Source organism: Kosakonia sp. Marseille-Q7440 (assembly GCF_965119485.1).
Window position 1 is genome coordinate 244545 of record NZ_CBCPLT010000002.1, and the last position, 20965, is coordinate 265509.

22 protein-coding genes and 1 pseudogene are annotated in these 20965 nt (G+C 49.2%); 12 read left to right on the forward strand and 11 right to left on the reverse strand.

Annotated elements, in window-relative coordinates; all coding sequences use genetic code 11:
* Window positions 1-2: 2 nt before the first annotated feature.
* The gene (locus ACWPW2_RS15030) at window positions 3-1754 is read left to right on the forward strand and encodes a UvrD-helicase domain-containing protein (RefSeq protein WP_454123900.1); all 1752 of its coding nucleotides are present in this window, start codon (window positions 3-5) and stop codon (window positions 1752-1754) included.
* Window positions 1755-1890: 136 nt separating this feature from the next.
* On the opposite strand, the pseudogene ACWPW2_RS15035 reads toward ACWPW2_RS15030, so the two are convergent.
* From ACWPW2_RS15035 to ACWPW2_RS15055, 5 genes and pseudogenes are all read right to left on the reverse strand, one after another.
* Window positions 1891-2133 (reverse strand): annotated as a pseudogene (locus ACWPW2_RS15035) (integrase); the annotation flags it as partial.
* Window positions 2134-2376: 243 nt separating this feature from the next.
* On the reverse strand, window positions 2377-2823 hold the full coding sequence (locus tag ACWPW2_RS15040; protein ID WP_454123902.1) for a DUF943 family protein: 447 nt from the start codon (window positions 2821-2823) through the stop codon (window positions 2377-2379).
* The gene (locus tag ACWPW2_RS15045; RefSeq protein WP_454123904.1) at window positions 2810-3619 is read right to left on the reverse strand and encodes a DUF3289 family protein; all 810 of its coding nucleotides are present in this window, start codon (window positions 3617-3619) and stop codon (window positions 2810-2812) included. Before ACWPW2_RS15045 ends, ACWPW2_RS15040 begins: the two co-directional genes overlap by 14 nt.
* A gap of 173 nt (window positions 3620-3792) precedes the next feature.
* Window positions 3793-5016 (reverse strand): tyrosine-type recombinase/integrase, encoded by a 1224-nt coding sequence (locus ACWPW2_RS15050; RefSeq protein ID WP_454123906.1) that lies wholly within the window; start codon window positions 5014-5016, stop codon window positions 3793-3795.
* 203 nt (window positions 5017-5219) lie between these two features.
* A complete protein-coding gene (locus tag ACWPW2_RS15055; RefSeq protein WP_124966977.1) occupies window positions 5220-6083 on the reverse strand; it encodes a YicC/YloC family endoribonuclease in 864 nt (287 codons plus the stop codon).
* Between the two features lie 124 nt (window positions 6084-6207).
* On the opposite strand from ACWPW2_RS15055, the gene rph reads away from it, so the two are divergent.
* Window positions 6208-6924: a ribonuclease PH gene (gene rph / locus ACWPW2_RS15060; RefSeq protein ID WP_279793960.1), complete on the forward strand. Its 717-nt coding sequence runs from the start codon at window positions 6208-6210 to the stop codon at window positions 6922-6924.
* 120 nt (window positions 6925-7044) lie between these two features.
* On the forward strand, window positions 7045-7686 hold the full coding sequence (gene pyrE, locus ACWPW2_RS15065; RefSeq protein ID WP_454123909.1) for an orotate phosphoribosyltransferase: 642 nt from the start codon (window positions 7045-7047) through the stop codon (window positions 7684-7686).
* 35 nt (window positions 7687-7721) lie between these two features.
* On the opposite strand, the gene ACWPW2_RS15070 is transcribed toward pyrE, so the two are convergent.
* The 4 genes from ACWPW2_RS15070 to coaBC all read right to left on the reverse strand — a co-directional run bounded on the left by ACWPW2_RS15070 (window position 7722) and on the right by coaBC (window position 11294).
* The gene (locus tag ACWPW2_RS15070) at window positions 7722-8738 is read right to left on the reverse strand and encodes an SMP-30/gluconolactonase/LRE family protein (RefSeq protein ID WP_454123911.1); all 1017 of its coding nucleotides are present in this window, start codon (window positions 8736-8738) and stop codon (window positions 7722-7724) included.
* Between the two features lie 184 nt (window positions 8739-8922).
* Window positions 8923-9519: a nucleoid occlusion factor SlmA gene (gene slmA / locus ACWPW2_RS15075; protein WP_124966979.1), complete on the reverse strand. Its 597-nt coding sequence runs from the start codon at window positions 9517-9519 to the stop codon at window positions 8923-8925.
* Between the two features lie 124 nt (window positions 9520-9643).
* On the reverse strand, window positions 9644-10102 hold the full coding sequence (dut, locus tag ACWPW2_RS15080; RefSeq protein WP_042714993.1) for a dUTP diphosphatase: 459 nt from the start codon (window positions 10100-10102) through the stop codon (window positions 9644-9646).
* Window positions 10080-11294 (reverse strand): bifunctional phosphopantothenoylcysteine decarboxylase/phosphopantothenate--cysteine ligase CoaBC, encoded by a 1215-nt coding sequence (coaBC, locus tag ACWPW2_RS15085; protein ID WP_042714991.1) that lies wholly within the window; start codon window positions 11292-11294, stop codon window positions 10080-10082. Before coaBC ends, dut begins: the two co-directional genes overlap by 23 nt.
* A gap of 169 nt (window positions 11295-11463) precedes the next feature.
* Here coaBC and radC point away from each other — a divergent pair, with 169 nt between their 5' ends.
* The 4 genes from radC (at window position 11464) to mutM (ending at window position 13661) form a co-directional block, all read left to right on the forward strand.
* A complete protein-coding gene (gene radC / locus ACWPW2_RS15090) occupies window positions 11464-12132 on the forward strand; it encodes a RadC family protein (protein ID WP_279793963.1) in 669 nt (222 codons plus the stop codon).
* A 216-nt stretch (window positions 12133-12348) separates the two neighbouring features.
* Window positions 12349-12585, forward strand: coding sequence for a 50S ribosomal protein L28 (rpmB, locus tag ACWPW2_RS15095; RefSeq protein WP_002436699.1), 237 nt, complete (start codon window positions 12349-12351; stop codon window positions 12583-12585).
* Window positions 12586-12605: 20 nt separating this feature from the next.
* Window positions 12606-12773: a 50S ribosomal protein L33 gene (rpmG, locus tag ACWPW2_RS15100; protein WP_003024094.1), complete on the forward strand. Its 168-nt coding sequence runs from the start codon at window positions 12606-12608 to the stop codon at window positions 12771-12773.
* 78 nt (window positions 12774-12851) lie between these two features.
* Entirely contained in the window at window positions 12852-13661 is an 810-nt protein-coding gene (gene mutM, locus ACWPW2_RS15105) for a bifunctional DNA-formamidopyrimidine glycosylase/DNA-(apurinic or apyrimidinic site) lyase (RefSeq protein WP_124966982.1), read from the forward strand.
* Window positions 13662-13700: 39 nt separating this feature from the next.
* On the opposite strand, the gene coaD is transcribed toward mutM, so the two are convergent.
* Window positions 13701-14180 carry a pantetheine-phosphate adenylyltransferase gene (gene coaD / locus ACWPW2_RS15110; RefSeq protein WP_279793965.1) on the reverse strand — a complete coding sequence of 160 codons (480 nt, stop codon included), beginning with the start codon at window positions 14178-14180 and terminating at the stop codon, window positions 13701-13703.
* 8 nt (window positions 14181-14188) lie between these two features.
* A complete protein-coding gene (waaA, locus tag ACWPW2_RS15115) occupies window positions 14189-15466 on the reverse strand; it encodes a lipid IV(A) 3-deoxy-D-manno-octulosonic acid transferase (RefSeq protein WP_054802713.1) in 1278 nt (425 codons plus the stop codon).
* A gap of 385 nt (window positions 15467-15851) precedes the next feature.
* Between waaA and rfaQ the strand changes: the two genes are divergently transcribed.
* The 5 genes from rfaQ to waaO are packed head-to-tail and all read left to right on the forward strand — an operon-like array spanning window position 15852 to window position 20945.
* Complete coding sequence (gene rfaQ, locus ACWPW2_RS15120; RefSeq protein WP_454123918.1) at window positions 15852-16904, forward strand: lipopolysaccharide core heptosyltransferase RfaQ; 1053 nt, start codon at window positions 15852-15854, stop codon at window positions 16902-16904.
* Window positions 16904-18028 carry a glycosyltransferase family 4 protein gene (locus ACWPW2_RS15125; protein ID WP_454123920.1) on the forward strand — a complete coding sequence of 375 codons (1125 nt, stop codon included), beginning with the start codon at window positions 16904-16906 and terminating at the stop codon, window positions 18026-18028. Before rfaQ ends, ACWPW2_RS15125 begins: the two co-directional genes overlap by 1 nt.
* Window positions 18021-18818: a lipopolysaccharide core heptose(I) kinase RfaP gene (gene rfaP / locus ACWPW2_RS15130; RefSeq protein WP_454123922.1), complete on the forward strand. Its 798-nt coding sequence runs from the start codon at window positions 18021-18023 to the stop codon at window positions 18816-18818. Before ACWPW2_RS15125 ends, rfaP begins: the two co-directional genes overlap by 8 nt.
* Before the next feature lie 19 nt (window positions 18819-18837).
* Entirely contained in the window at window positions 18838-19932 is a 1095-nt protein-coding gene (gene waaB / locus ACWPW2_RS15135) for a lipopolysaccharide 1,6-galactosyltransferase (protein ID WP_454123924.1), read from the forward strand.
* Window positions 19929-20945 (forward strand): lipopolysaccharide 3-alpha-galactosyltransferase, encoded by a 1017-nt coding sequence (gene waaO / locus ACWPW2_RS15140; RefSeq protein ID WP_454123926.1) that lies wholly within the window; start codon window positions 19929-19931, stop codon window positions 20943-20945. Before waaB ends, waaO begins: the two co-directional genes overlap by 4 nt.
* Window positions 20946-20965 lie beyond the last annotated feature (20 nt).

Consider the following 20965-nt stretch of genomic DNA (forward strand, 5'->3'; position numbering starts at 1 on the left):
TTATGCCATATAGAAATTTGACTTCTGAACAACTAGATGCTGTAAAATTTGATGGTAATCTATTACTTACAGCTTGTCCAGGTTCAGGTAAAACAAAAACATTAGTTTCAAAACTTTGTTTTATCCTTGAAAATAAGGAATTGTTTGATATAGGTAAGAAAAAAATTGTGGCATTGACATATACTAATGTTGCAGCGGATACTATTCTCGAAAGAATTATTTCATATGGTATAAATAGCGATTCACTGTGGATTGGAACAATACATAGTTTTTGTTTAAATTGGATTATAAAGCCTAACATTGATAGAATTCCAAGGCTCTGCAAAGGTTTTAATGTAATTGATGAATATGAAAAAGAATTCATATTAAATGATCTGAGAGAACGTCATAACTTATCTCCTTACGATAAAATAGATACGCTTTTAGACTTTAATTTAACTCCGGTATATTCTCGAAATACTGCTGAATATTCAGTGGTAAAAGCCTATCACTCCTATTTGTATGATAACCGATTAATCGATTTTGATTTGATTTTGAATTTAACGTGCAAATTATTATTGAATAATGATGTGCTATGTGAAAGACTATCTTTAATTATGCGATATATTTTAGTCGATGAATATCAAGATACCTCTCATATTCAATATGAAATTCTAAGATTAATAGTAAGTAAAAGAAATTCCTTAGTTACCTTTATTGGTGATAAAGAACAAGCAATATATACTGGATTGGGAGCGGTTGTTAAAAATAGAAAAGAGTTAATCGATTACTTCAACCTTGAAGTACTGGAAGAAATGAGATTAACCGGTTGTTTTCGTAGTAGTCAATCGATCATAGATTTTTATAGCAAGTATAAAGATGATGCCTATTATATAAACTCATTATCAGAACTTAAAACATTTCCTTCTGTGATACTCAAGGAAAATAGTGTTGATATCACACAGTTGTCTGATTATGTTTCGGGAATAATACGAACTCACTTGGAACAAGGTATTTCTCCTGGTGAAATTGCTGTTCTATGCCCAAGTTGGTTTGATGTAATAAAACTATCCAATGAAATTATATCGCTAAATTCTGATCTAGATATCGATGGTGTCATGGTTTCTCCCATACCTAAAAATAATGAAAACTTGTGGCTCAAGCTTGTAAAGCTTGCTTTACTTAAAAAGAATCCATCTAATTATCTTGTTAGGCAGAAACTTTTGCGAGATTTACTCAAAGAGTTAAATGATTTAGAGTCGTATACAAAATTCTTGTCTCCAAAGAAAATTATAAAAGAAATAAATAAAATAGAATTTGCAATGGATTATAATTGTGAAATAGACATTTGGATAAATAATCTTATAAGTATGTTCTGTAATTCAATAGGGTTGGATATTAATAATCAAAGCTATGTTTACAAGGAAATGATCTGCTTGATAGATGCCACTAAAAAAAGAATGGCTAAATATAGTATGAACTATAGGGCAAATGATCTTCATTCTTTTTTCAATTTTAAAAGCGGAATTAAAATTACGACTTGTCATTCGACAAAAGGAGATGAGTACGATGTCATTATTTGCACAGGGTTATTAAATGGGAAAATACCAAATTGGAATGACATTATAGATTGTAGCTCGGCACATCAGAATTATGTGGCTCGCAGGCTCTTATATGTCATAGGGTCTCGTGCAAAAAAACATTTATATTTGATATCTGAAAGCGGTCATAAGACACAAAAAGGTTATCCATATCAGATCACTCCACAGCTTTAAGTGCCCTTTTGTAGCAATAATTTTGGTATTATTGCTACTGGTTGATATAGCACTTAACTTATTTTTTTTTTGCTTTGTTAATTATTTAGCCAGCATAAGCTTTTAACCTTTGAGTTTGCATATAGCCACTCCTCCACTATGTGAGAACCACTCGGTCTGCGAGATACTCCGCAGGATTGTATGCAGCAATTAATTATTCCTTCTTTGAGTGAGCAAGTGCTGCTTCAAGAACTTCAATTCTGAACTTGCCAAATTCCCCTGCTGCTGTCCTTGCTATTGAGCGCATACCGTGCGCTACAAACGCACCTCCGAAACCCATACGGGTTATGGCCTTATTAGCTGTTTATTCATGCATATGGCTAAGAGGTACTTTTATGCTGAAACATCTGTTCCCCACGTCCACTGTTCATTCTTTAGGTTTCGTAACTACTTTGCTTGATGGAATTTATGTAGTTCCTTCATTTCATAAAGTAAACTGAGAACTACACATAACTAATTGGTTACCTCGAATGCTGCAAAATGAATGTATAGTCTTACGAATACTTTTGTTTTTTGTTAGATAAACTTCTTTTTCTGTCATAACTGATGATTTTATTAAAATTATAATTTGTTAGAGCGTTAATCATTCTTTTTCAATTTTCCCATCATCTTTCTGGATATATGTTTTGCCATCAATATTTATAAATTGTTTTCCATCAAGGTTGCCTCTAATAATTATTGCTATATTGTTATACACGCATTTTTCATGCTTTTGATCAGTATCATCAAAGCAGGTATAATCATCGATAGAACCGTCCATTGTTCCTTTAGGTAATTCTTCATAACCATCAAAGCTCATGATGGTAACCGTAAAGTTATACGGTTTATTAATGATGTGATATTTTTCCTGCAATAATTCTTTGTTTTTCAACCACCATTTTAGTTTTCCTTCTGTTGTCATTGGCAAGTGTTCTACAAAAACAGCACCATTATCGACTCTGACTATTTTCGCTGGTCTGACAGCAATCCATATGCAGTATGCAATGATTAAAACAATTACAGTTGCTACAGTCCTTTTATATTTTAACATTGGCTTCTCCTGTCAGTGTTATTGTGGCTTCAAAATTAGTGAAAAATGGTTTTTGAGCCAAATGCTTTGCACGCTGAAGTACAAACCATATCCTAAAAAAGGAAATTGAATTAAATTTAGGTTTCAGTATATCTTCTCTGTCTAATCCAAAATGGTCCTGTGCTCTGTATTTGATAACCGCAGTATATTTATTTCCTTCAAGCACGAGACTCTCAATTGAAATCTCTGTACTGTTCACGTCATGAACGGTAATACCCATACCATTAACCCAGTCTTTCCATCTTGTATATTTGGGTAAATGACTTTTATATAAATCATTAGTGAAGTTTTCTTTTGTTAGTTTTGATTTGCTAAAATCAAACTGTTCTATAGCTCTTTTAATTATCGCGCTGGTGCTGTTCGGGGAATTATCAGCCAGGATTAAGTTTCTGTATGCATTATTCATTGCTGGATTTTGATAATCTCTTCCATTATTTCGTTGCATATGATTGAAAAGATCCTTGATCAAACCCTGGTATGGTCCCTGGAAAGAAAATACATACGACTGCGATCTTAACTCATCATATAGCATTGCAATGGCTTTTTCTTTGCTTGCTGGCGGTATTGAATTCAGATAGGGGTGTTTATAGGAGGGACCAAAAGTTGTCCAGTCGATAAAAGTTGAGACTTGCCCCAGATGGTAATGCTTTTTTAATGTTTCAACATCAATGTCGCCGCTTTGCATATCATCGGCATTTCTGTCATTGAATTTTTTTTGGGTTGAGAAGATTATCAGCCTACTGTCGATTGCGTTCATTCGAAATAAATCCCTTACAGTCAAATGTGCAACCACTATACAACTATCGCTCTGTGGCGCAATTAGGACTTTTCTTAACATTTTTTTTCAAAAAGTCAGACAGGACGTTCCTTCAAATGTGCTTTATGTCGCTGTGCCTGTTAAGGTAGGCAATCGCTCAGGAACAAAGTTGATTAAACCTGACTCTCAATAATGAAACTTATTTTCTCTGCAACTCTTTCTAAGGCTTCTTTTCTTTCATCAAAATAGTCATACCTGTCATAGATCCCTTCAACACCTTTGAGTTTGTGGTTCAGACACCGTTCTGCCACATGCGGAAGAACGGACAGTGAGGCAAGTAGGCTTCTACTGGTTCTTCTCAGGTCATGGACAGTGAAGTAATCAATGTGTCCCATGACATTAGGTGGTTGCTTCTTCTTGCCTGGTTCAGCTCCAAACAACTTGGCAATTGCTCTGTTTAGAGTGTCTTTACCCATGTGCTGAGATTTGCTCACGCGGCGGTTTGGGAAGACATAAGGCGAATCCCATGCTCTGACCTTTAGCTCTTCCAGAATCTTGATAGCGAGCGGGGGAAGTGGGATGACTATGCCAACACCAGACTTACTTCTTTCTTTGGGCAGGCACCATTTTTTCTCGTTTAAATTGAATTCTGACCAAGGTGCTTCCGTTAGTTCACTTTTGCGAACAGCAAGGAGTAGTAGCAGGGCACATGCAAGGTAGTTATCACGAGAGAAGCTGTCAGAGTGTTCCCTGAACACTTTAAAAACATGAGTAATCTCATCCAGACTCAATGCTCTTTCTCTGCTTTTTTCGATTCCACCTGCATCATTGACCTTAAACGCAGAAGCTGGATTGTTTAACAATAATCCAAGCTTGATTGCATGGTCGAAGAGTTGTTTCATGTAGAGCAGGGCATCATTTGAAATGGTTGGCCTTCCGCTATCTGTAATTTTTTGGAGAATGGCTCGAACATCAATGGGGGTTATCTTCACCAAAGAAAGTTGACCAATAGTAGGGGCAATATCCTTCTTGTATACCCTTTCTGGGATTTGTGGATGCTTCAACCGCCTAACCAGGTCTTTGTGCCAGTCTTCAAACAATCCATCTACCGTTGTGATTTGCTTAGGTCGGTTAAGTTTCCGTTCAGCAATAGGATCATCTCCGGTGGCAACTTTTCTTCGAGTATCCTCAGCGAGGCTACGTACCTCAGACAGAGATAGATGAGATACCTTGCCAAGTGTGAGTTCTCGTCTCTTAGAGCCGATTGTGTATCGAAGCATCCAATACGCCTCACCTTTTTGTGGGACTTTCAGGTACAAGCCTCGCCCATCTCCAAACTTCCCCGGTTCTCCTGCTTTGATGAGAGCCTGAACCGTCCTGACAGTGAGTGAGGCCATATACCTATCCTGATTAAAAATCGTCGTGGGGGGTATATGGTTATAAACTGCCAGATGAGACTAGTAAAGCAAAAGCGCTCCCCGTTTTACTCCCCACTTATTGGTGGTTTTTAATGTATCTAAGTGGTCTTTAATAGACTATGGTTTGCATAAAAAAGCCCATATAATATGGGCTTATGGATTTTGGTGGACTTTGAAAGAATTTACTCGATATTCTGGATCTGCTCGCGCATCTGCTCGATAAGCACTTTCAATTCAATAGCCGAGTTGGTCACTTCCGCATTGATTGATTTAGAGGCCAGCGTGTTCGACTCGCGGTTGAACTCCTGCATCATAAAGTCGAGGCGGCGACCCACAGCTTCCTTCTTCTTCAGGATGTTGTAGGTCTCTTTCACATGCGCTTCGAGCCTGTCCAGCTCTTCGGCAACGTCGATTCGCTGCGCCATCATCACCAGCTCTTGCTCGAGGCGGTTGTTTTCGAGCTGCACCTGCGCCTCTTCCAGCTTGCTGACCAGGCGCTCACGCTGCCATTGCAGGATTTGCGGCATATGGGCGCGCACGTTATTGACTTCGGTGCTGACGCCTTGCAGACGCTGCTCGATCAGCGCTTTCAGCGCCTGGCCTTCGGTTTCACGGGCGACGATAAAGTCGTCCAGCGCGCCATCCAGCGTGGCGAGGATTTCAGCGGTAATCGCATCGAGATCCTGCTCCTGAGCCGCCATCACGCCAGGCCAGCGCAGAATATCGACCGGATTAATTTCACCTTCGTCGCTCTGCATTTTTACCCAGTTAGCGGCGGTGACCAGCTGCTTAGCCAGTTTTTCATTCAGAATCAGTTCGCCCTGCGCGCTGGCGTCCGGCTCAAAGCGTAAGGTGCATTCCACTTTACCGCGGGTCAGACGGGTACGCAGACGCTCGCGGACGACCGGTTCAAGGCTGCGGAATTGTTCCGGCAGGCGGAAGTAAGTTTCCAGATAACGCTGGTTAACCGAGCGCAGTTCCCAGGAGGCGGAGCCCCATGCACCCTTGATTTCACGCCGGGCGTAGGCGGTCATACTGCGGATCATAGTCGTTCCCGTTTTGAAGGAGAGATGCGGGGGATTATAGCTTTGGTGGCCTTATCAGGATAGGAATAACCAGGGTTAGCCAGTATAATGCGCAGCCACATTCGTAACAGCCGGAGAAATCATCATGCGTCCAGCAGGCCGAAGCGCCACTCAAGTGCGCCCCGTCACCCTGACCCGTAACTACACAAAACACGCAGAAGGTTCCGTGCTGGTGGAATTTGGCGACACCAAAGTGCTCTGCACCGCCTCCATCGACGAAGGTGTTCCACGCTTCCTTAAAGGCCAGGGCCAGGGCTGGATCACTGCCGAATATGGCATGTTGCCGCGTTCGACCCACACCCGTAACGCCCGTGAAGCGGCGAAGGGCAAGCAGGGCGGACGCACTATGGAGATCCAGCGCCTGATCGCGCGTGCACTGCGCGCGGCGGTCGATCTGAAAGCGCTTGGCGAATTTACTATCACCCTCGATTGCGATGTTCTGCAGGCCGATGGTGGTACCCGTACCGCGTCGATCACCGGTGCGTGCGTGGCGCTGGCCGATGCGCTGAACAAACTCGTTGCCGCAGGCAAGCTGAAGGCCAACCCGATGAAAGGCATGGTCGCGGCCGTCTCTGTGGGTATCGTCAATGGCGAAGCGGTATGCGATCTGGAGTATGTTGAAGACTCAGCGGCTGAGACCGACATGAACGTCGTGATGACCGAAGATGGCCGCATGATCGAAGTGCAGGGCACCGCAGAGGGCGAGCCCTTCACCCACGAGGAACTGCTCGCAATGCTGGCGCTAGCCCGAGGGGGCATTGAGTCCATTGTCGCGGCGCAAAAAGCGGCATTAGAAAATTGATTTTGAGGGCGACGATGAGTCGCCCTTTTTTTTGCGCAACATCCGGCCTTCAAGCCTGCTGTCTGCGCAACGCACTTTGCTAAATTTTTAAATCATCAAAACAGGAAGAGGAGCGGATCCATGAAAGCGTACCAGCGTCAGTTTATTGAATTTGCGCTTAACAAACAGGTACTGAAGTTCGGCGAGTTCACGCTGAAATCCGGGCGCAAAAGCCCCTATTTCTTTAATGCCGGGCTGTTTAATACCGGGCGCGATCTGGCGCTGTTAGGCCGTTTTTACGCTGAAGCGTTAATGGATTCCGGGATTGATTTCGATCTGCTGTTCGGCCCGGCCTATAAAGGTATCCCGATTGCGACCACCACTGCGGTGGCGCTGTCAGAGCATCACGAGCGCGATGTGCCTTACTGCTTTAACCGTAAGGAAGCCAAAGATCATGGCGAAGGCGGTAACCTGGTCGGCAGCGTGCTGCAGGGCCGTGTGATGCTGGTGGATGATGTGATCACTGCCGGGACGGCGATCCGCGAGTCGATGGAGATTATTCAGGCTAACGGCGCGACGCTCGCCGGCGTGCTGATCTCGCTCGACCGTCAGGAGCGTGGCCGTGCCGAGATCTCTGCGATTCAGGAAGTTGAGCGTGATTATGGCTGCAAGGTGATTTCCATCATTACGCTGAATGACCTGGTGGATTATCTGGAAGAGAAACCGGAGTTAGCCGATCTGGTCGCCTCCGTGCGTGCGTATCGCGAAGAGTACGGCGTCTGAGTAGCTACCCGGCAGCAGGCCTGCCGGGTTTCGCCTTACAGAAGCTGCGCGCCCTGCGTGTTGACGTACAGGGCGTAAATCGAGGTGCTGGCTGCCATAAAAAGCCGGTTTCGCTGCTCACCGCCGAAGCAGAGATTGGCGCAGCGCTCGGGCAGATGAATCATACCAATCGCTTTGCCCTGCGGGTTAAATACCCGGACACCATCCAGCTCGTCGCTGCCCATCCCCCAGCCGCACCATAAATTGCCGTCAACATCACAGGCGATACCGTCCGCGGTGCCGTTGCCACAATCAATATGCACCCGCTTGTTTTGTAACTGCCCGTCGACAATGTCCCACGCCAGTATTAAACGATTAGGCGTAGCGCGGCTCTCCACTACATAGAGGATTTTTTCGTCCGGCGAAAAGCAGATGCCATTAGGCCCGTGCACATCGCCCAACACCACTTCCAGCTTTCGGGTCTGCGGATCGAGACGATAAACATTCTGTGGCAGCTGCGGCTCGGCTTTATGCCCTTCATAAAAACCGGTAATGCCAAATGGCGGGTCGGTAAACCAGATTGAACCATCTGATTTGACCGCGATATCGTTCGGCGAGTTGAGCGGCTTACCGTCGAAGCTATCCGCCAGCACCGTGATGGAGCCATCGTACTCTGTGCGCGTAATGCGCCGCGTATCGTGCTCACAGCTGATTAGCCTCCCCTGGCGATCGCGGGCATGACCGTTGGCGTTATTCGCCGGTTTGCGAAAAACAGCGGTCTCGCCGGTCTGCTCATCCCAGCGCATCACCGCATTATTGGGAATGTCGCTCCAGAGCAGCATGCGCATATCACCAAACCATACTGGCCCTTCCGCCCAGCGACAGCCGGTGGCGATCTGCTCCACTTTCGCGCTGGAGACCATATACCCGCGAAAAGCGTCATCAAGCGCGACCACGCGCGGATCCGGGTAGCGCTGCGCAGGCGTCCAGGCAGCAAAACTTTTTTGACTGAGTAACAGGGAAGCGGTAGCGATACCGCTCAGCTTTAACAGTTCCCGACGAGATGTTGCCATCCGGTCTCTCCTTCTTGCTTTTGTAGGGTATCGAAGCGGTAATTTGTTTCAGGAATAACCAGGTGCCTGAAGGAGCGTAGAGAATCGGGAAGGGTGCCACATCTGGCATTTTTACGAATTACGTTGGGCTTTTACACAGAATGGCGGGAAATGCGAATGCAGCCACAGAGGCTGCATAAGGTGATTACTGTAATTGCAGAAGTAACAGCGGCCAGCGCGCGTCAAAATCTTCGGTTGGGCTATATTTGAACTCGCTGCGCACATAGCGCGACAGCATCCCTTCACAGAAGGCCAGCAACTGGCTTGCCAGCAGCGTTTCGTCGGTCGTATACCCTTCGCCTTCACGCATTTTGCGTTCGCGCAGTACCTGGCGCAGCTGCGCTTCGATACGCTCAAACAGCTGGTTAATGCGCCCTTGCAGGCGATCCTGCTCAAACATCAGCGCATGACCAGTCATGATGCGGGTCAAGCCGGGATTACGTTCGCCGAAGCCCAAAATCAGTAAGACAATCAGACGCAAACGCGCAGTCGTGTCTTTTTCATCTTTTAAGATCAGGTTGATGCGGGTAATCAGGCTATCTTCGATAAACTCAATCAGGCTATCGAACATGCGCGTTTTGCTGGGAAAGTGACGATACAGCGCGGCTTCAGAGACGCCGACCGATGCCGCCAGTTTCGCCGTGGTAATACGTTGGCTTCCATCGCTGGATTCCAGCATTAACGCCAGAGATTGAAGTATTTCCTCACGGCGATTCTTTTTCGCAGTCTGTTTTTCTGCCATGTTCTAAAAAACCCCAGAAAATAATCACTTGTCAGGCGAGCAACCACACAACGGCCGCAAATGCCTGGCATTTGCGGTCATCTTATCGCGTTATAGTGTTGTGTAATGCGTTAAATAGCGCGGATTATTGACGCCCGGAGTGGCCAAAGCCGCCTTCGCCACGCACGGTGGCATCGAACTCTTCCACCAGGTTAAATTCAGCCTGCACCACCGGTACAAAGACCATCTGCGCGATACGCTCGCCAGGCACAATGGTGAAGCTCTCTTTCCCGCGGTTCCAGACGGAGACCATCAGTTGCCCCTGGTAATCGGAATCAATCAGCCCCACCAGGTTGCCGAGTACCACGCCATGTTTATGACCCAGGCCCGAGCGCGGCAGAATCACGGCTGCAAGTGTTGGGTCGGCAATGTGAATCGCCAGACCGGTTGGCAGCAGCGTGGTGTCGCCTGGTGCCAGCTCTACGGCGTCATCCAGACAGGCGCGCAGGTCAAGACCGGCGGAGCCGGAGGTGGCATAGGTCGGCAGCGGGAACTGCTCACCCACGCGCGGGTCCAGAATCTTAACGTCGATTTTTTTCATCATAACGGGTAACAATCTCGTCCAGTAATAGGTGTCCCAGCAGCGCTTTGCGCTCCAGCGGCAAGCGCTTATCGCCATCTTGCCAGAACAGATGTAATGCGTTGTTGTCGCTATTAAAGCCTTGATTAGATTGCGAAACATCGTTGGCGCAAATCAGGTCGAGGTTTTTGCGGGCGCGTTTCTGCCGGGCGTATTCTTCCACATTATTCGTTTCCGCGGCAAACCCAACAACATAAGGTCGATGGCTGGTGAGTGCCGCAACGCCGGCGACGATATCGGGGTTTTTCACCATTTTTATTGTGATTTCATCGCCTTGCTTTTTAATTTTCTCAGGGGCGATCTCGCTGGCGCGATAATCCGCGACCGCCGCGCAGCCAATAAAAATATGCTGCTGCTGGGCGCGCTGCTGTACCGCCGCCTCCATCTCAAGAGCGGTGGTCACATCCACGCGCTGAACAAAGGCGGGCGTAGGCAGCGACACCGGGCCTGAAACCAGCGTCACGTTTGCGCCGCGCTTTGCGGCCGCTTCAGCAATGGCGAAGCCCATTTTGCCGGAGCTGAGATTGGTGATGTAGCGCACCGGGTCCAGCGGTTCGCGGGTCGGACCGGCGGTAATCATAATGTTCAGATGTTGCAAATCCTTGACTGGCGAGAAGTGAGCCGCGGCCATATCAACGATGGTCAGCGGATCGAGCATACGGCCCGGGCCGACATCACCGCACGCCTGGCTGCCGCTATCTGGCCCCCACAACAGCAGACCGCGCGAAGCCAGCACCTGCAAATTGTGTTGGGTGGCGGCGTTGCGGTACATCTGCTGATTCATCGCCGGAACAACCGCAACCGGTGACGGGGTGGCCAGGCAGATGGTTGAGACCAGATCGTTTGCCATGCCCGCTGCGACACGGGCGATTAAATCAGCGGTGGCGGGTGCCAGAATCACCAGATCGGCCCATTTACCCAACTCGATATGCCCCATTGCCGCTTCCGCAGCGGGGTCGAGCAGGCTGTCAGAGACCGGGTAACCGGAAACGGCTTGCAGACTTAGCGGTGTGATAAAGGCTTTGGCGGCCTCGGTCAGCGCCACGCGGACTTCCGCGCCGCGATCGCGCAAGCGGCGCACCAGCTCAGGCGCTTTATAGGCCGCGATACCGCCGCTTACGCCGAGGACAATTTTTTTACCCGCCAGAGTTGTCATGATTCTTTCCTGTTGGATTCGCCAGAGGCTGGGGATTTTATCACAATCCTGATGTCGTCGTGCCTATGCCCGTAAACCACTTTGCGAGGCGTTACGCAATGTTGAAAAGTGCCATTCGATGAGCATTCCAGGATGTGGCAGCATGAGTTCCTGACAGGGAGGTGTGGATATGGCGATTGTGTTAATTCCTCAAAAGCCGCGTGAAAAGATGATGCAGTTGGGCGTTGAGTCCCTTACGGACGTTGAGTTACTGGCGCTGTTTTTACGCACCGGCGCGTGCGGGAAAAGCGTACTTACCGTTGCGCGCGAGATGTTAAACCACTTTAGCTCGCTCCACTCTTTGCTCTGTGCTGACTATGATGAGTTCCGGTTTATCTCGGGAATTGGCGTCGCCAAATATGCGCAGCTCAGGGGCATCGGTGAACTGGCGAGACGCTCCTACAACGCGCGTATTGCCGAGGAGAGTTCTCTGCTCAGCCCGGAGATGGTGCGGGAGTTTTTGCAGAGCCAGCTGGCGAACGAAGAGCGGGAGGTCTTTATGGTCATCCTGCTTGATAACCGCAATCGCATCATCAAACACGCCCGGCTATTTTCCGGCACGATTAACCACGTTGAGGTGCATCCGCGAGAAATTTTGCGCGAAGCGATAAAATTCAATGCGGTCGGCGTGATCCTCGCGCATAATCACCCCTCGGGTAATGCTGAGCCCAGCAGAGCAGATAAGGCCATCACCGAACGAGTGATAAAATGCTGCCAACTCATGGACATTCGCGTTCTTGATCATTTGGTCATTGGTCGCGGCGAGTGCGTTTCTTTTGCAGAACGCGGTTGGATTTAGACCACTTTGCGCGATCCATCGGGATCTTTGTCTGTTCGGGACTTGAGCACACCGCCGAGTCAGCGTATACTACGCCACCTTTGAGAATCTCGGGTTTGGCATTTGGGCCTGGCAATCGAGAGTTCACATAGAACTGCGATGACCGGGCTGTAAAGCCTGACGAGGCGCCAATACCCCATACGAAGCTCGAGCTAATTTGATTTTTGGAGAATAGACATGTCCCGAGTCTGCCAAGTTACTGGCAAGCGTCCGGTGACCGGTAATAACCGTTCCCACGCACTGAACGCGACTAAACGCCGTTTCCTGCCGAACCTGCACTCTCACCGTTTTTGGGTTGAGAGCGAAAAGCGTTTTGTCACCCTGCGTGTATCTGCTAAAGGTATGCGTGTAATTGATAAGAAAGGCATCGATACAGTTCTGTCTGAACTGCGTGCCCGTGGCGAAAAGTACTAAGTACTTAAAGGATATAAATCATGGCTAAAGGTATTCGTGAGAAAATCAAGCTGGTTTCTTCCGCTGGTACTGGTCACTTCTACACCACCACGAAGAACAAACGTACTAAGCCGGAAAAACTGGAACTGAAAAAGTTCGATCCAGTTGTCCGTCAGCACGTGCTGTACAAAGAAGCTAAAATTAAATAATTTTAGTTTTCTTGAACAAAAACCCCGCACTGTCGGGGTTTTTGCATTTCTGATAGCCCGCAAAAAGCCGGAGACGAGATGCCTGAATTACCTGAAGTTGAAACCAGCCGCAGAGGCATTGAGCCGCACCTGGTCGGTGAGACCATCCTGCATGCGGTGGTGCGTAACGGCCGCTTACGCTGGCCTGTTTCCGATGAGATCCACAGCCTGAGCGACAAGCCGGTGCTCAGCGTGCAGCGACGCGCTAAATACCTGCTGCTCGAACTGCCGGATGGCTGGATCATCATTCACCTCGGTATGTCCGGCAGTCTGCGCATTCTTCCCCATGAGCTTCCCGCACAAAAACATGACCATGTCGATCTGGTGATGAGCAACGGCAAAGTGCTGCGTTACACCGATCCGCGTCGTTTCGGTGCCTGGCTGTGGACCAAAGAGCTGGAAGGGCATAACGTGCTGGCGCATCTCGGCCCGGAGCCGCTGAGCGACGCCTTTAATGCCGACTATCTGCGGGAGAAGTGCGCGAAAAAGAAAACGGCGATCAAACCCTGGCTGATGGATAACAAGCTGGTGGTGGGCGTCGGGAATATTTATGCCAGCGAATCGCTGTTTGCTGCCGGGATCCATCCGGATCGGCTCGCTTCATCTCTCTCGCAGCAAGAGTATGAACTGCTGGTACGCGTGATCAAAGCGGTGCTGTTACGCTCCATTGAGCAGGGTGGAACGACGCTGAAAGACTTTCTGCAAAGCGACGGCAAACCGGGTTATTTCGCGCAGGAGTTGCAGGTTTACGGGCGAGAAGGGCAGCCGTGCCGCATCTGCGGTGCGCCAATCGTGGCGGCAAAACATGCGCAGCGCTCGACGTTCTACTGCCGTCAGTGTCAGAAATAGGTGTGGAGTAAAGCCGGATAAGCTATCCGGCATCGAAGCTTATTTCAGCTTATCAAGCAGCGCCTGGTGAACCGGCTGCGGCAGGAAATGCGCGACGTCGCCCTGATGGCGCGCCACCTCTTTGACCAGCGAAGAGGAGATAAACGACCACTCTTTCGACGGCATTAAATAGACGCTTTCCAGATCCGGCATCAGATGCCGGTTCATATGCGCCAGCTGCATCTCATACTCAAAATCCGCCACCGCGCGCAGACCGCGGATCAAGATCGTGGCCTGCTGGTCACGTGCGAAGTTGGCCATCAGATCGCTAAAACCGACTACCTTGACGTTTTGCAGATGCGCCGTTGCTTCTTGTGCCAGCGCAACGCGCTCATCAAGGCTAAACATCGGCTTCTTACTTGGGCTGGCGGCAATCGCCAGTATCAGCTCATCAAACATCGCGGCGGCACGGGTCACAATATCGATATGCCCGTTAGTGATGGGATCAAACGTACCAGGGTAGATTGCCCGCTTTTGCATAATCGACCTTATTGCGCTTTAGGTGGCAGATAGGGTTCCAGCAGTTGCAACAGAAGCTGCAGAGCGCCCTGGTTCTGGTAGAGCACTTCCACTGCGTGGCGACCGTAAAAATTCCGGTAATCTTCATCGGTCAACAAAGAGGTGATCTCTTTGATGAGCGCATCCACGTCGTTTACGGTGATCAACCCATCAGCCTGCGTCAACCGCGCGCAGATATCTTTGAAGTTGAACGTATGCGGCCCCATCAATACCGGGATCGCATGCGCGGCGGCTTCAAGAGGGTTATGCCCGCCTCTCTCTACCAGCGACCCGCCGACAAAGGCCAAATCGGCAATGCCGTAAAGCAGCATCAACTCGCCCATCGTGTCGCCAACCACCACCTGCGTGCTGGCAGAGGGGATCTCGCCGGAAGAGCGCGTGATGAAACTCAAACCCGCCTCCCGCACCATATTCACGGCGTCAGGGAAGCGTTCAGGATGACGTGGAACCAGAATCAAGAGTAAATCAGGAAACTGTTTTAGCAAGGCCTGATGCGCGAGCAGCATGATGCTCTCTTCGCCTTCGTGGGTGCTGGTAGCAATCCACACCGGGCGATGAGGTGCCCACTGACGACGCAGCGCGACAGCGCGGGAGGCAAGCTGCGGTGTGACAGAGATATCAAACTTCAGGCTACCGGTTACGGTAAGCTGATTGCGTTTGGCGCCAAGTGCGATAAAACGGTCGCCATCTTCGCTGTTTTGCGCGGCAATCAGCGTAATTTTGCGCAGCAACTTCTGAATAAATTTACCCAGCTTCGCATAGCCAGCGGCGGAGCGCGCCGAGAGGCGGGCGTTGGCAATCACCAACGGAATGTTTCGTTTATGCAGCGCGCTAATCAGGTTGGGCCACAGCTCGGTTTCCATAATCAACACAAGCTTGGGGTCGACCTTATCAAGGAAACGGTTTAGCGCGCCGGGCAGATCGTAAGGCAGATAGACATGCTGAACGTCGCCGCCGAATGCGGACATAACGCGTTCAGAGCCAGTTGGCGTCATGGTGGTAACGGTAATCGGCAAATCGGGATAGCGGTGACGTAAGGCGCGCACCAGCGGAATCGCCGCCAGAGTTTCGCCGACCGAGACGGAGTGCAGCATGATGCCGCCTGCTTTCAATGGCTTATTGTAGAAGCCATAGCGCTCGCCCCAGCGTTTGCGGTAAGCCGGAGCTTTTGCACCACGCACCCACAACCGCACCCAAATCAGCGGCTGAATGATGTACAGCAGTGTGGTGTAGAGCAATTGGAGCATAGTATGTTGCAGGCTTAGGAATGTGCTGGGGATTTTATGTATTTAGTACCGCCATTGCTATTACTTTTGCTGAAATCGGTCAAATTCACCTCTTATCACGTCATTAGTATCAATCTTATGAATTTTTTTTCATTTTTATATAATTTATTGAATGTTTCAGAACGTACCCATTATCACCATGCAGCATTGTTGTGTTTTTATCATATTGATTTTTATGGTCTTTATAAGGGCTTTGTTGAAAAGTGCTTCGAGTCGGATTGGTGATAAAGAAGTGGTACAATAAAAGATCTATAAGTGCGCAATATCAGTGTTCAGGTAGCTGTCGAGCCTGGGGCGGTAGCGTGCCTGTAATTTTTCACGGACATCACATCAAGAAGAGCCGATTGTGGAAAAGCCATTTCACCGAATTCTGGTTATTAAAATGCGTTTTCATGGAGACATGCTGCTGACCACACCGGTCGTCAGTACGTTAAAACGCAACTATCCTGATGCGCGCATTGATATGCTGCTTTACAAAGACACAATGCCAATCCTATCCGAAAACCCGGAGATTCATGCTCTTTATGGCATGAGCAATAAAGGGGCGTCATCAAAGGAAAAGATACAGAATTTCTTCTCTCTTGTGAGCCAATTACGCAAGAATAATTACGATCTCATCGTCAACCTGACGGATCAGCATATCGTGGCGCCGCTGGTACGTTGTCTGCCAGCAAAAGTGAAAATTTCACAGGATTACGCCCATCGTCAGTCCGCTTTCTGGAAAAAGAGCTTTACCCATCTCGCACCGTTTGCCGGTGAGCACGCGGTAGAGCGTAACTTATCGACCCTTGCTCCGCTGGGCATCACTGACTTCTGTCGTGAAACCACCATGAGCTACGCGCCCGAACATTGGGAGCATATGCGCAGCGCGCTGAATAAAGCAGGCGTTGGTGAACACTATGTTGTAGTGCAGCCGACTGCCCGACAGCTGTTTAAATGCTGGGACAATGAAAAATTCTCGCAGGTGATTGATGCCCTGCAAGCCCGGGGCTATGACGTTGTGCTGACCTCCGGCCCTGGCGCGGACGATCTCGCCTGCGTTGAGGAGATTGCCCGCGGATGCGCGCGCAGGCCCGTTACCTCTCTGGCGGGTAAAACACGTTTTCCTGAACTTGGCGCTTTAATTGCCCACGCTGCACTGTTTATCGGCGTGGATTCCGCGCCAGGTCATATCGCCGCCGCGGTGAAAACGCCGATTATCTGTCTCTTTGGCGCAACCGACCACGTTTTCTGGCGCCCGTGGAGCGACAACATCATTCAGTTCTGGGCCGGCAATTATCAGCCGATGCCTGCGCGCAGCCAGTTGGACAGAAACAAGAAATATCTCTCCGTCATTCCGGCAGAAGATGTCATCGCGGCAACGGAGAAAATGTTGCCCTCTTTAGAAGGCGTCTCCTGATGATTGTCGCTTTCTGTTTATACAAATATTTTCCCTTCGGCGGCCTGCAGCGCGACTTTATGCGTATTGCGCAAACCGTTGCCGGGCGCGGGCATCACGTCAGAGTCTATGTCCAGTCCTGGGAAGGCGATGTGCCAGCCGGGTTTGAGCTGATCCGCGTCCCGGTCACCTCGCGCACCAACCACGGTCGCAACGCTGAATATCACGCCTGGGTAGTGGCGCATCTGGCGCAGCATCCCGCCGATCGCGTGGTCGGCTTTAATAAAATGCCGGGCCTTGATGTCTATTATGCGGCCGATGTTTGTTACGCCGAAAAAGTGGCCCAGGAGAAGGGCTTTTTCTACCGCCTGACGGCTCGCTATCGCCACTATGCCGCGTTTGAGAAAGCGACCTTTGAACAAGGGAAAGCGACGCAGCTGCTGATGCTGACGGACAAGCAGATCGGTGATTTTCAACGGCACTACCATACAGAAAGCGACAGGTTTCACATTCTGCCGCCGGGGATCTATCCGGATCGTAAATACAGCCAGCAGATCGCCAATGCCCGCCAGATCTTCCGTGAAAAAAATGGCATCGCGGACGATCAGTTCTGGCTGTTACAGGTCGGATCCGATTTCAGCAGGAAAGGCGTTGATCGAACGCTTGCCGCTGTTGCCGCGCTGCCAGAAGCATTAAGAAAGAAAACGACGCTGTTTGTGGTCGGTCAGGACAAGCCCGGACGCTTTGCCGCCCAGGCGGCGAAGGCAGGCATCAAAGAGAATGTGCACTTCTTTTCAGGGCGCAGCGATGTAGCTGAACTGATGGCGGGTGCCGATCTGCTGATGCATCCGGCTTATCAGGAAGCGGCGGGCATTGTGCTGCTCGAAGCGATAACAGCTGGCCTACCGGTGATCGTCAGCGCCGTTTGTGGATATGCGCACTATATTTCCCGCGCGCAGTGCGGCGTGGTGATTGACGAACCATGGTCTCAGGCCACGTTAAACGAGGCGCTACAGCATGCGCTGCAAGAGCCAGCCTTGCGCGAAGCGTGGGCTGCGCGGGCGCGCCACTTCGCGGACACAGAAGATCTTTATAGCCTGCCGGAGAGAGCGGCGGACATCATTACGGGTGAAGTGAATGGTTGAATTGAAAGAGCCGCTGGCGACACTCTGGCGGGGTAAAGATGCGTTTACTGAAGTTGAAAAATTACAGGGAGAGGTGTTTCGCCAGCTCGAAACCCGCCGCACCCTGCGTTTTGAACTGGCCGGTAAAAGCTATTTCCTGAAATGGCATCAGGGCACGGCGTTTAAAGAGGTAGTGAAAAACCTGCTTTCGCTGCGCCTGCCGGTGCTGGGTGCCGATCGCGAGTGGAAAGCCATTCATCGTCTGCATGACGCGGGTGTTGATACCATGCACGGCGTTGGGTTTGGCGAAAAGGGTGCCAACCCTATCAATAAAACCTCCTTTATTATCACTGAAGATCTAACGCCAACCATTAGTCTGGAAGATTATTGCGCCGACTGGCTGAAGACGCCGCCGGAACCGCGCGTCAAACGGATGATTATTCGGCGCGTCGCAACCATGGTGCGCAAGATGCATCAGGCTGGCGTAAACCATCGCGACTGCTATATCTGCCATTTTCTGCTTCATCTGCCGTTTGACGGCGATGAGCAGCATCTGAAAATCTCGGTGATCGATCTTCATCGTGCGCAAATGCGCGCGCATGTGCCGACGCGCTGGCGCGATAAGGATCTGATTGGGCTCTACTTCTCTTCACTCAATATTGGTCTTACCCAGCGGGATATCTGGCGTTTTCTTGCGGTTTACTTTGCCGCGTCGCCGCGAAAGATTGTTCAGCAAGAAGCGGGATTATTAGCGCAAGCGCAGGCCCGGGCTGAAAAGATCCGCGAAAGAACGGAACGTAAGTCTCTCTAAAATGAGAAGTGGTCACTCAATGAAAATTGCATTTGTTGGTGAAGCCGTATCGGGCTTTGGTGGCATGGAAACGGTCATCAAAGCTGTCATTCATTCGTTTCAGCAAGACGCCTTTGCACAGTGTGAGATGTTCTTTTTTTGCCGTAACGACAAAATGGATAAAGGATGGCTGGCAGGGATTAACGCCGCTTACTCCTTCTCGAACAGTAAACTCAGCTTCCTCAGGCGCGCGATACATATCCGTAATTTCAAGCGCTGGGTAGATGAGCATAAGCCCGACCTCGTTATCTGTATTGATACACCTTCCTGCTTTCTGGCAAACAGAGCCAAGCGGAAATGCAAACATCGTTTTACTGTTTTGTCCTGGCCGCATTTCTCGCTGGATCATAAAAAGCACGGCGACTGTGTAGCCTGGGCTGATTACCACCTCGCGATAAGCAGCGGCATCAAAAGGCAGATGGAGGCGCGGGATATTGTGCCGGAGGTAATCCACGTCATCTATAACCCGGTCGAACCGCAGGCTGATACGATCCCCGCCCCGAATGCGGATGAGACCACGACCTTCTTATATGTCGGCAGGATGAAGTTTGAAGGGCAGAAACGGGTTAAAGATCTGCTTGATGGCCTCGCGCAGGTCAAGGGCGACTGGCATCTGCATGCGATTGGCGATGGCTCGGATTTTGAAAAGTGCAAGGCCTATGCGCGCAAGCTCAATATCGACCGCAACATCACCTGGCACGGCTGGCAGGCTCAGCCCTGGGACGTGGTCAGGGATAAAATCAAAAAAGTCTCCGCATTGCTGCTGACCTCATCTTTTGAAGGCTTCGGCATGGTGCTGCTGGAGGCGATGGCGTGGGGCATCCCCTGTATCAGTGCAAACTGTGTGGCCGGCCCGGAAGATATTATTCGCCAGGGCGAGAATGGTTACCTCTACCCGCCGGGCGAAATGGCTGAGTTTGTGACATTGCTACAGCAGGTCGTTGATCGTCGTACTTCGTTCCAGCCGGATACGATTAAGCAGTCAATCAACGGGTTTTACAGCGAAACATATAATCGAAATATGCGAGAGGCGATTCGCTCTGTCCTCGCTGCACTGACAACGAGCATTAAATGAGCCAAACTTATTTTGATGAGAAAGAAGTGATTCTTTCGATAAAGGATTATAACTATTTATCTGATGCTGGCATTAGTACGTTTAATATCGCCTACGGCATCGATAAAAACTTTCTTTATGGATGTGGGATCTCGATAGCGTCAATTCTTTTAAATAATAAAGATAAGCGTTTATCCTTCCATGTCTTTACAGATTATATAACCGAAGAGGATAACAAAAAGTTCTCTTCACTCGCAGAGCAGTACCAGTCAAGAATTACGGTTTACCTGGTGAACTGCGATAAATTAAAATCGCTTCCCAGCACCAAAAACTGGACCTATGCGACCTATTTCCGCTTCATTATTGCTGACTACTTTACGGAAAAAGCCGACCGTGTGCTCTATCTTGATGCGGATATCGCCTGTCAGGGTAGCGTCCAGGAGCTGATTGATCTTGAGTTCAAGGATCATGAGATCGCCGCGGTTGTTGCTGAAGGTGATATCACCTGGTGGCAAAAGCGGGCGGTAAGCCTGGACTCGCCAGGATTAGTTAACGGTTATTTTAATGCGGGCTTTTTGCTGATTAATATTCCGTGCTGGACGGCGAATGATATCTCTCGGAATGCAATTGAAATGTTACGCGATCCGATTGTCGCCAGCAAAATTACGCATCTCGATCAAGATGTATTGAATATGCTGCTGGTGGATAAAGCGAAGTTTATTGATAAAAAATTTAATACTCAGTACAGCATTAATTATGAATTGAAAACCGGTGTATTAAATCCGGTAAACGAAAATACGGTATTTATTCATTATATTGGGCCAACGAAACCGTGGCACGATTGGTCGGACTATCCTGTTTCACAGGGCTTTCTGCGGGCTAAAAGAGAGTCACCGTGGAAAAATGATCGCTTACTGAAGCCAACCAATGCAAATCAGTATCGATATTGTGCCAAGCATATGCTGCATCAGAAGAAGTTCGTTAAAGGGTTGATTAGTTATTTGTTCTATTTTCAAAAGAAAATCGCAAACTAAAAAAATACATAGGTGATGCA

Excerpts from the sequence above, each read along its gene's own strand:
- ACWPW2_RS15030 (WP_454123900.1), top strand. The coding sequence starts at position 3 with ATGCCATATAGAAATTTGACTTCTGAACAACTAGATGCTGTAAAATTT.
- ACWPW2_RS15040 (WP_454123902.1), bottom strand. The coding sequence starts at position 2,823 with ATGTTAAAATATAAAAGGACTGTAGCAACTGTAATTGTTTTAATCATT.
- ACWPW2_RS15045 (WP_454123904.1), bottom strand. The coding sequence starts at position 3,619 with ATGAACGCAATCGACAGTAGGCTGATAATCTTCTCAACCCAAAAAAAA.
- ACWPW2_RS15050 (WP_454123906.1), bottom strand. The coding sequence starts at position 5,016 with ATGGCCTCACTCACTGTCAGGACGGTTCAGGCTCTCATCAAAGCAGGA.
- ACWPW2_RS15055 (WP_124966977.1), bottom strand. The coding sequence starts at position 6,083 with ATGATCCGCAGTATGACCGCCTACGCCCGGCGTGAAATCAAGGGTGCA.
- rph (WP_279793960.1), top strand. The coding sequence starts at position 6,208 with ATGCGTCCAGCAGGCCGAAGCGCCACTCAAGTGCGCCCCGTCACCCTG.
- pyrE (WP_454123909.1), top strand. The coding sequence starts at position 7,045 with ATGAAAGCGTACCAGCGTCAGTTTATTGAATTTGCGCTTAACAAACAG.
- ACWPW2_RS15070 (WP_454123911.1), bottom strand. The coding sequence starts at position 8,738 with ATGGCAACATCTCGTCGGGAACTGTTAAAGCTGAGCGGTATCGCTACC.
- slmA (WP_124966979.1), bottom strand. The coding sequence starts at position 9,519 with ATGGCAGAAAAACAGACTGCGAAAAAGAATCGCCGTGAGGAAATACTT.
- dut (WP_042714993.1), bottom strand. The coding sequence starts at position 10,102 with ATGATGAAAAAAATCGACGTTAAGATTCTGGACCCGCGCGTGGGTGAG.
- coaBC (WP_042714991.1), bottom strand. The coding sequence starts at position 11,294 with ATGACAACTCTGGCGGGTAAAAAAATTGTCCTCGGCGTAAGCGGCGGT.
- radC (WP_279793963.1), top strand. The coding sequence starts at position 11,464 with ATGGCGATTGTGTTAATTCCTCAAAAGCCGCGTGAAAAGATGATGCAG.
- rpmB (WP_002436699.1), top strand. The coding sequence starts at position 12,349 with ATGTCCCGAGTCTGCCAAGTTACTGGCAAGCGTCCGGTGACCGGTAAT.
- rpmG (WP_003024094.1), top strand. The coding sequence starts at position 12,606 with ATGGCTAAAGGTATTCGTGAGAAAATCAAGCTGGTTTCTTCCGCTGGT.
- mutM (WP_124966982.1), top strand. The coding sequence starts at position 12,852 with ATGCCTGAATTACCTGAAGTTGAAACCAGCCGCAGAGGCATTGAGCCG.
- coaD (WP_279793965.1), bottom strand. The coding sequence starts at position 14,180 with ATGCAAAAGCGGGCAATCTACCCTGGTACGTTTGATCCCATCACTAAC.
- waaA (WP_054802713.1), bottom strand. The coding sequence starts at position 15,466 with ATGCTCCAATTGCTCTACACCACACTGCTGTACATCATTCAGCCGCTG.
- ACWPW2_RS15125 (WP_454123920.1), top strand. The coding sequence starts at position 16,904 with ATGATTGTCGCTTTCTGTTTATACAAATATTTTCCCTTCGGCGGCCTG.
- rfaP (WP_454123922.1), top strand. The coding sequence starts at position 18,021 with ATGGTTGAATTGAAAGAGCCGCTGGCGACACTCTGGCGGGGTAAAGAT.
- waaB (WP_454123924.1), top strand. The coding sequence starts at position 18,838 with ATGAAAATTGCATTTGTTGGTGAAGCCGTATCGGGCTTTGGTGGCATG.
- waaO (WP_454123926.1), top strand. The coding sequence starts at position 19,929 with ATGAGCCAAACTTATTTTGATGAGAAAGAAGTGATTCTTTCGATAAAG.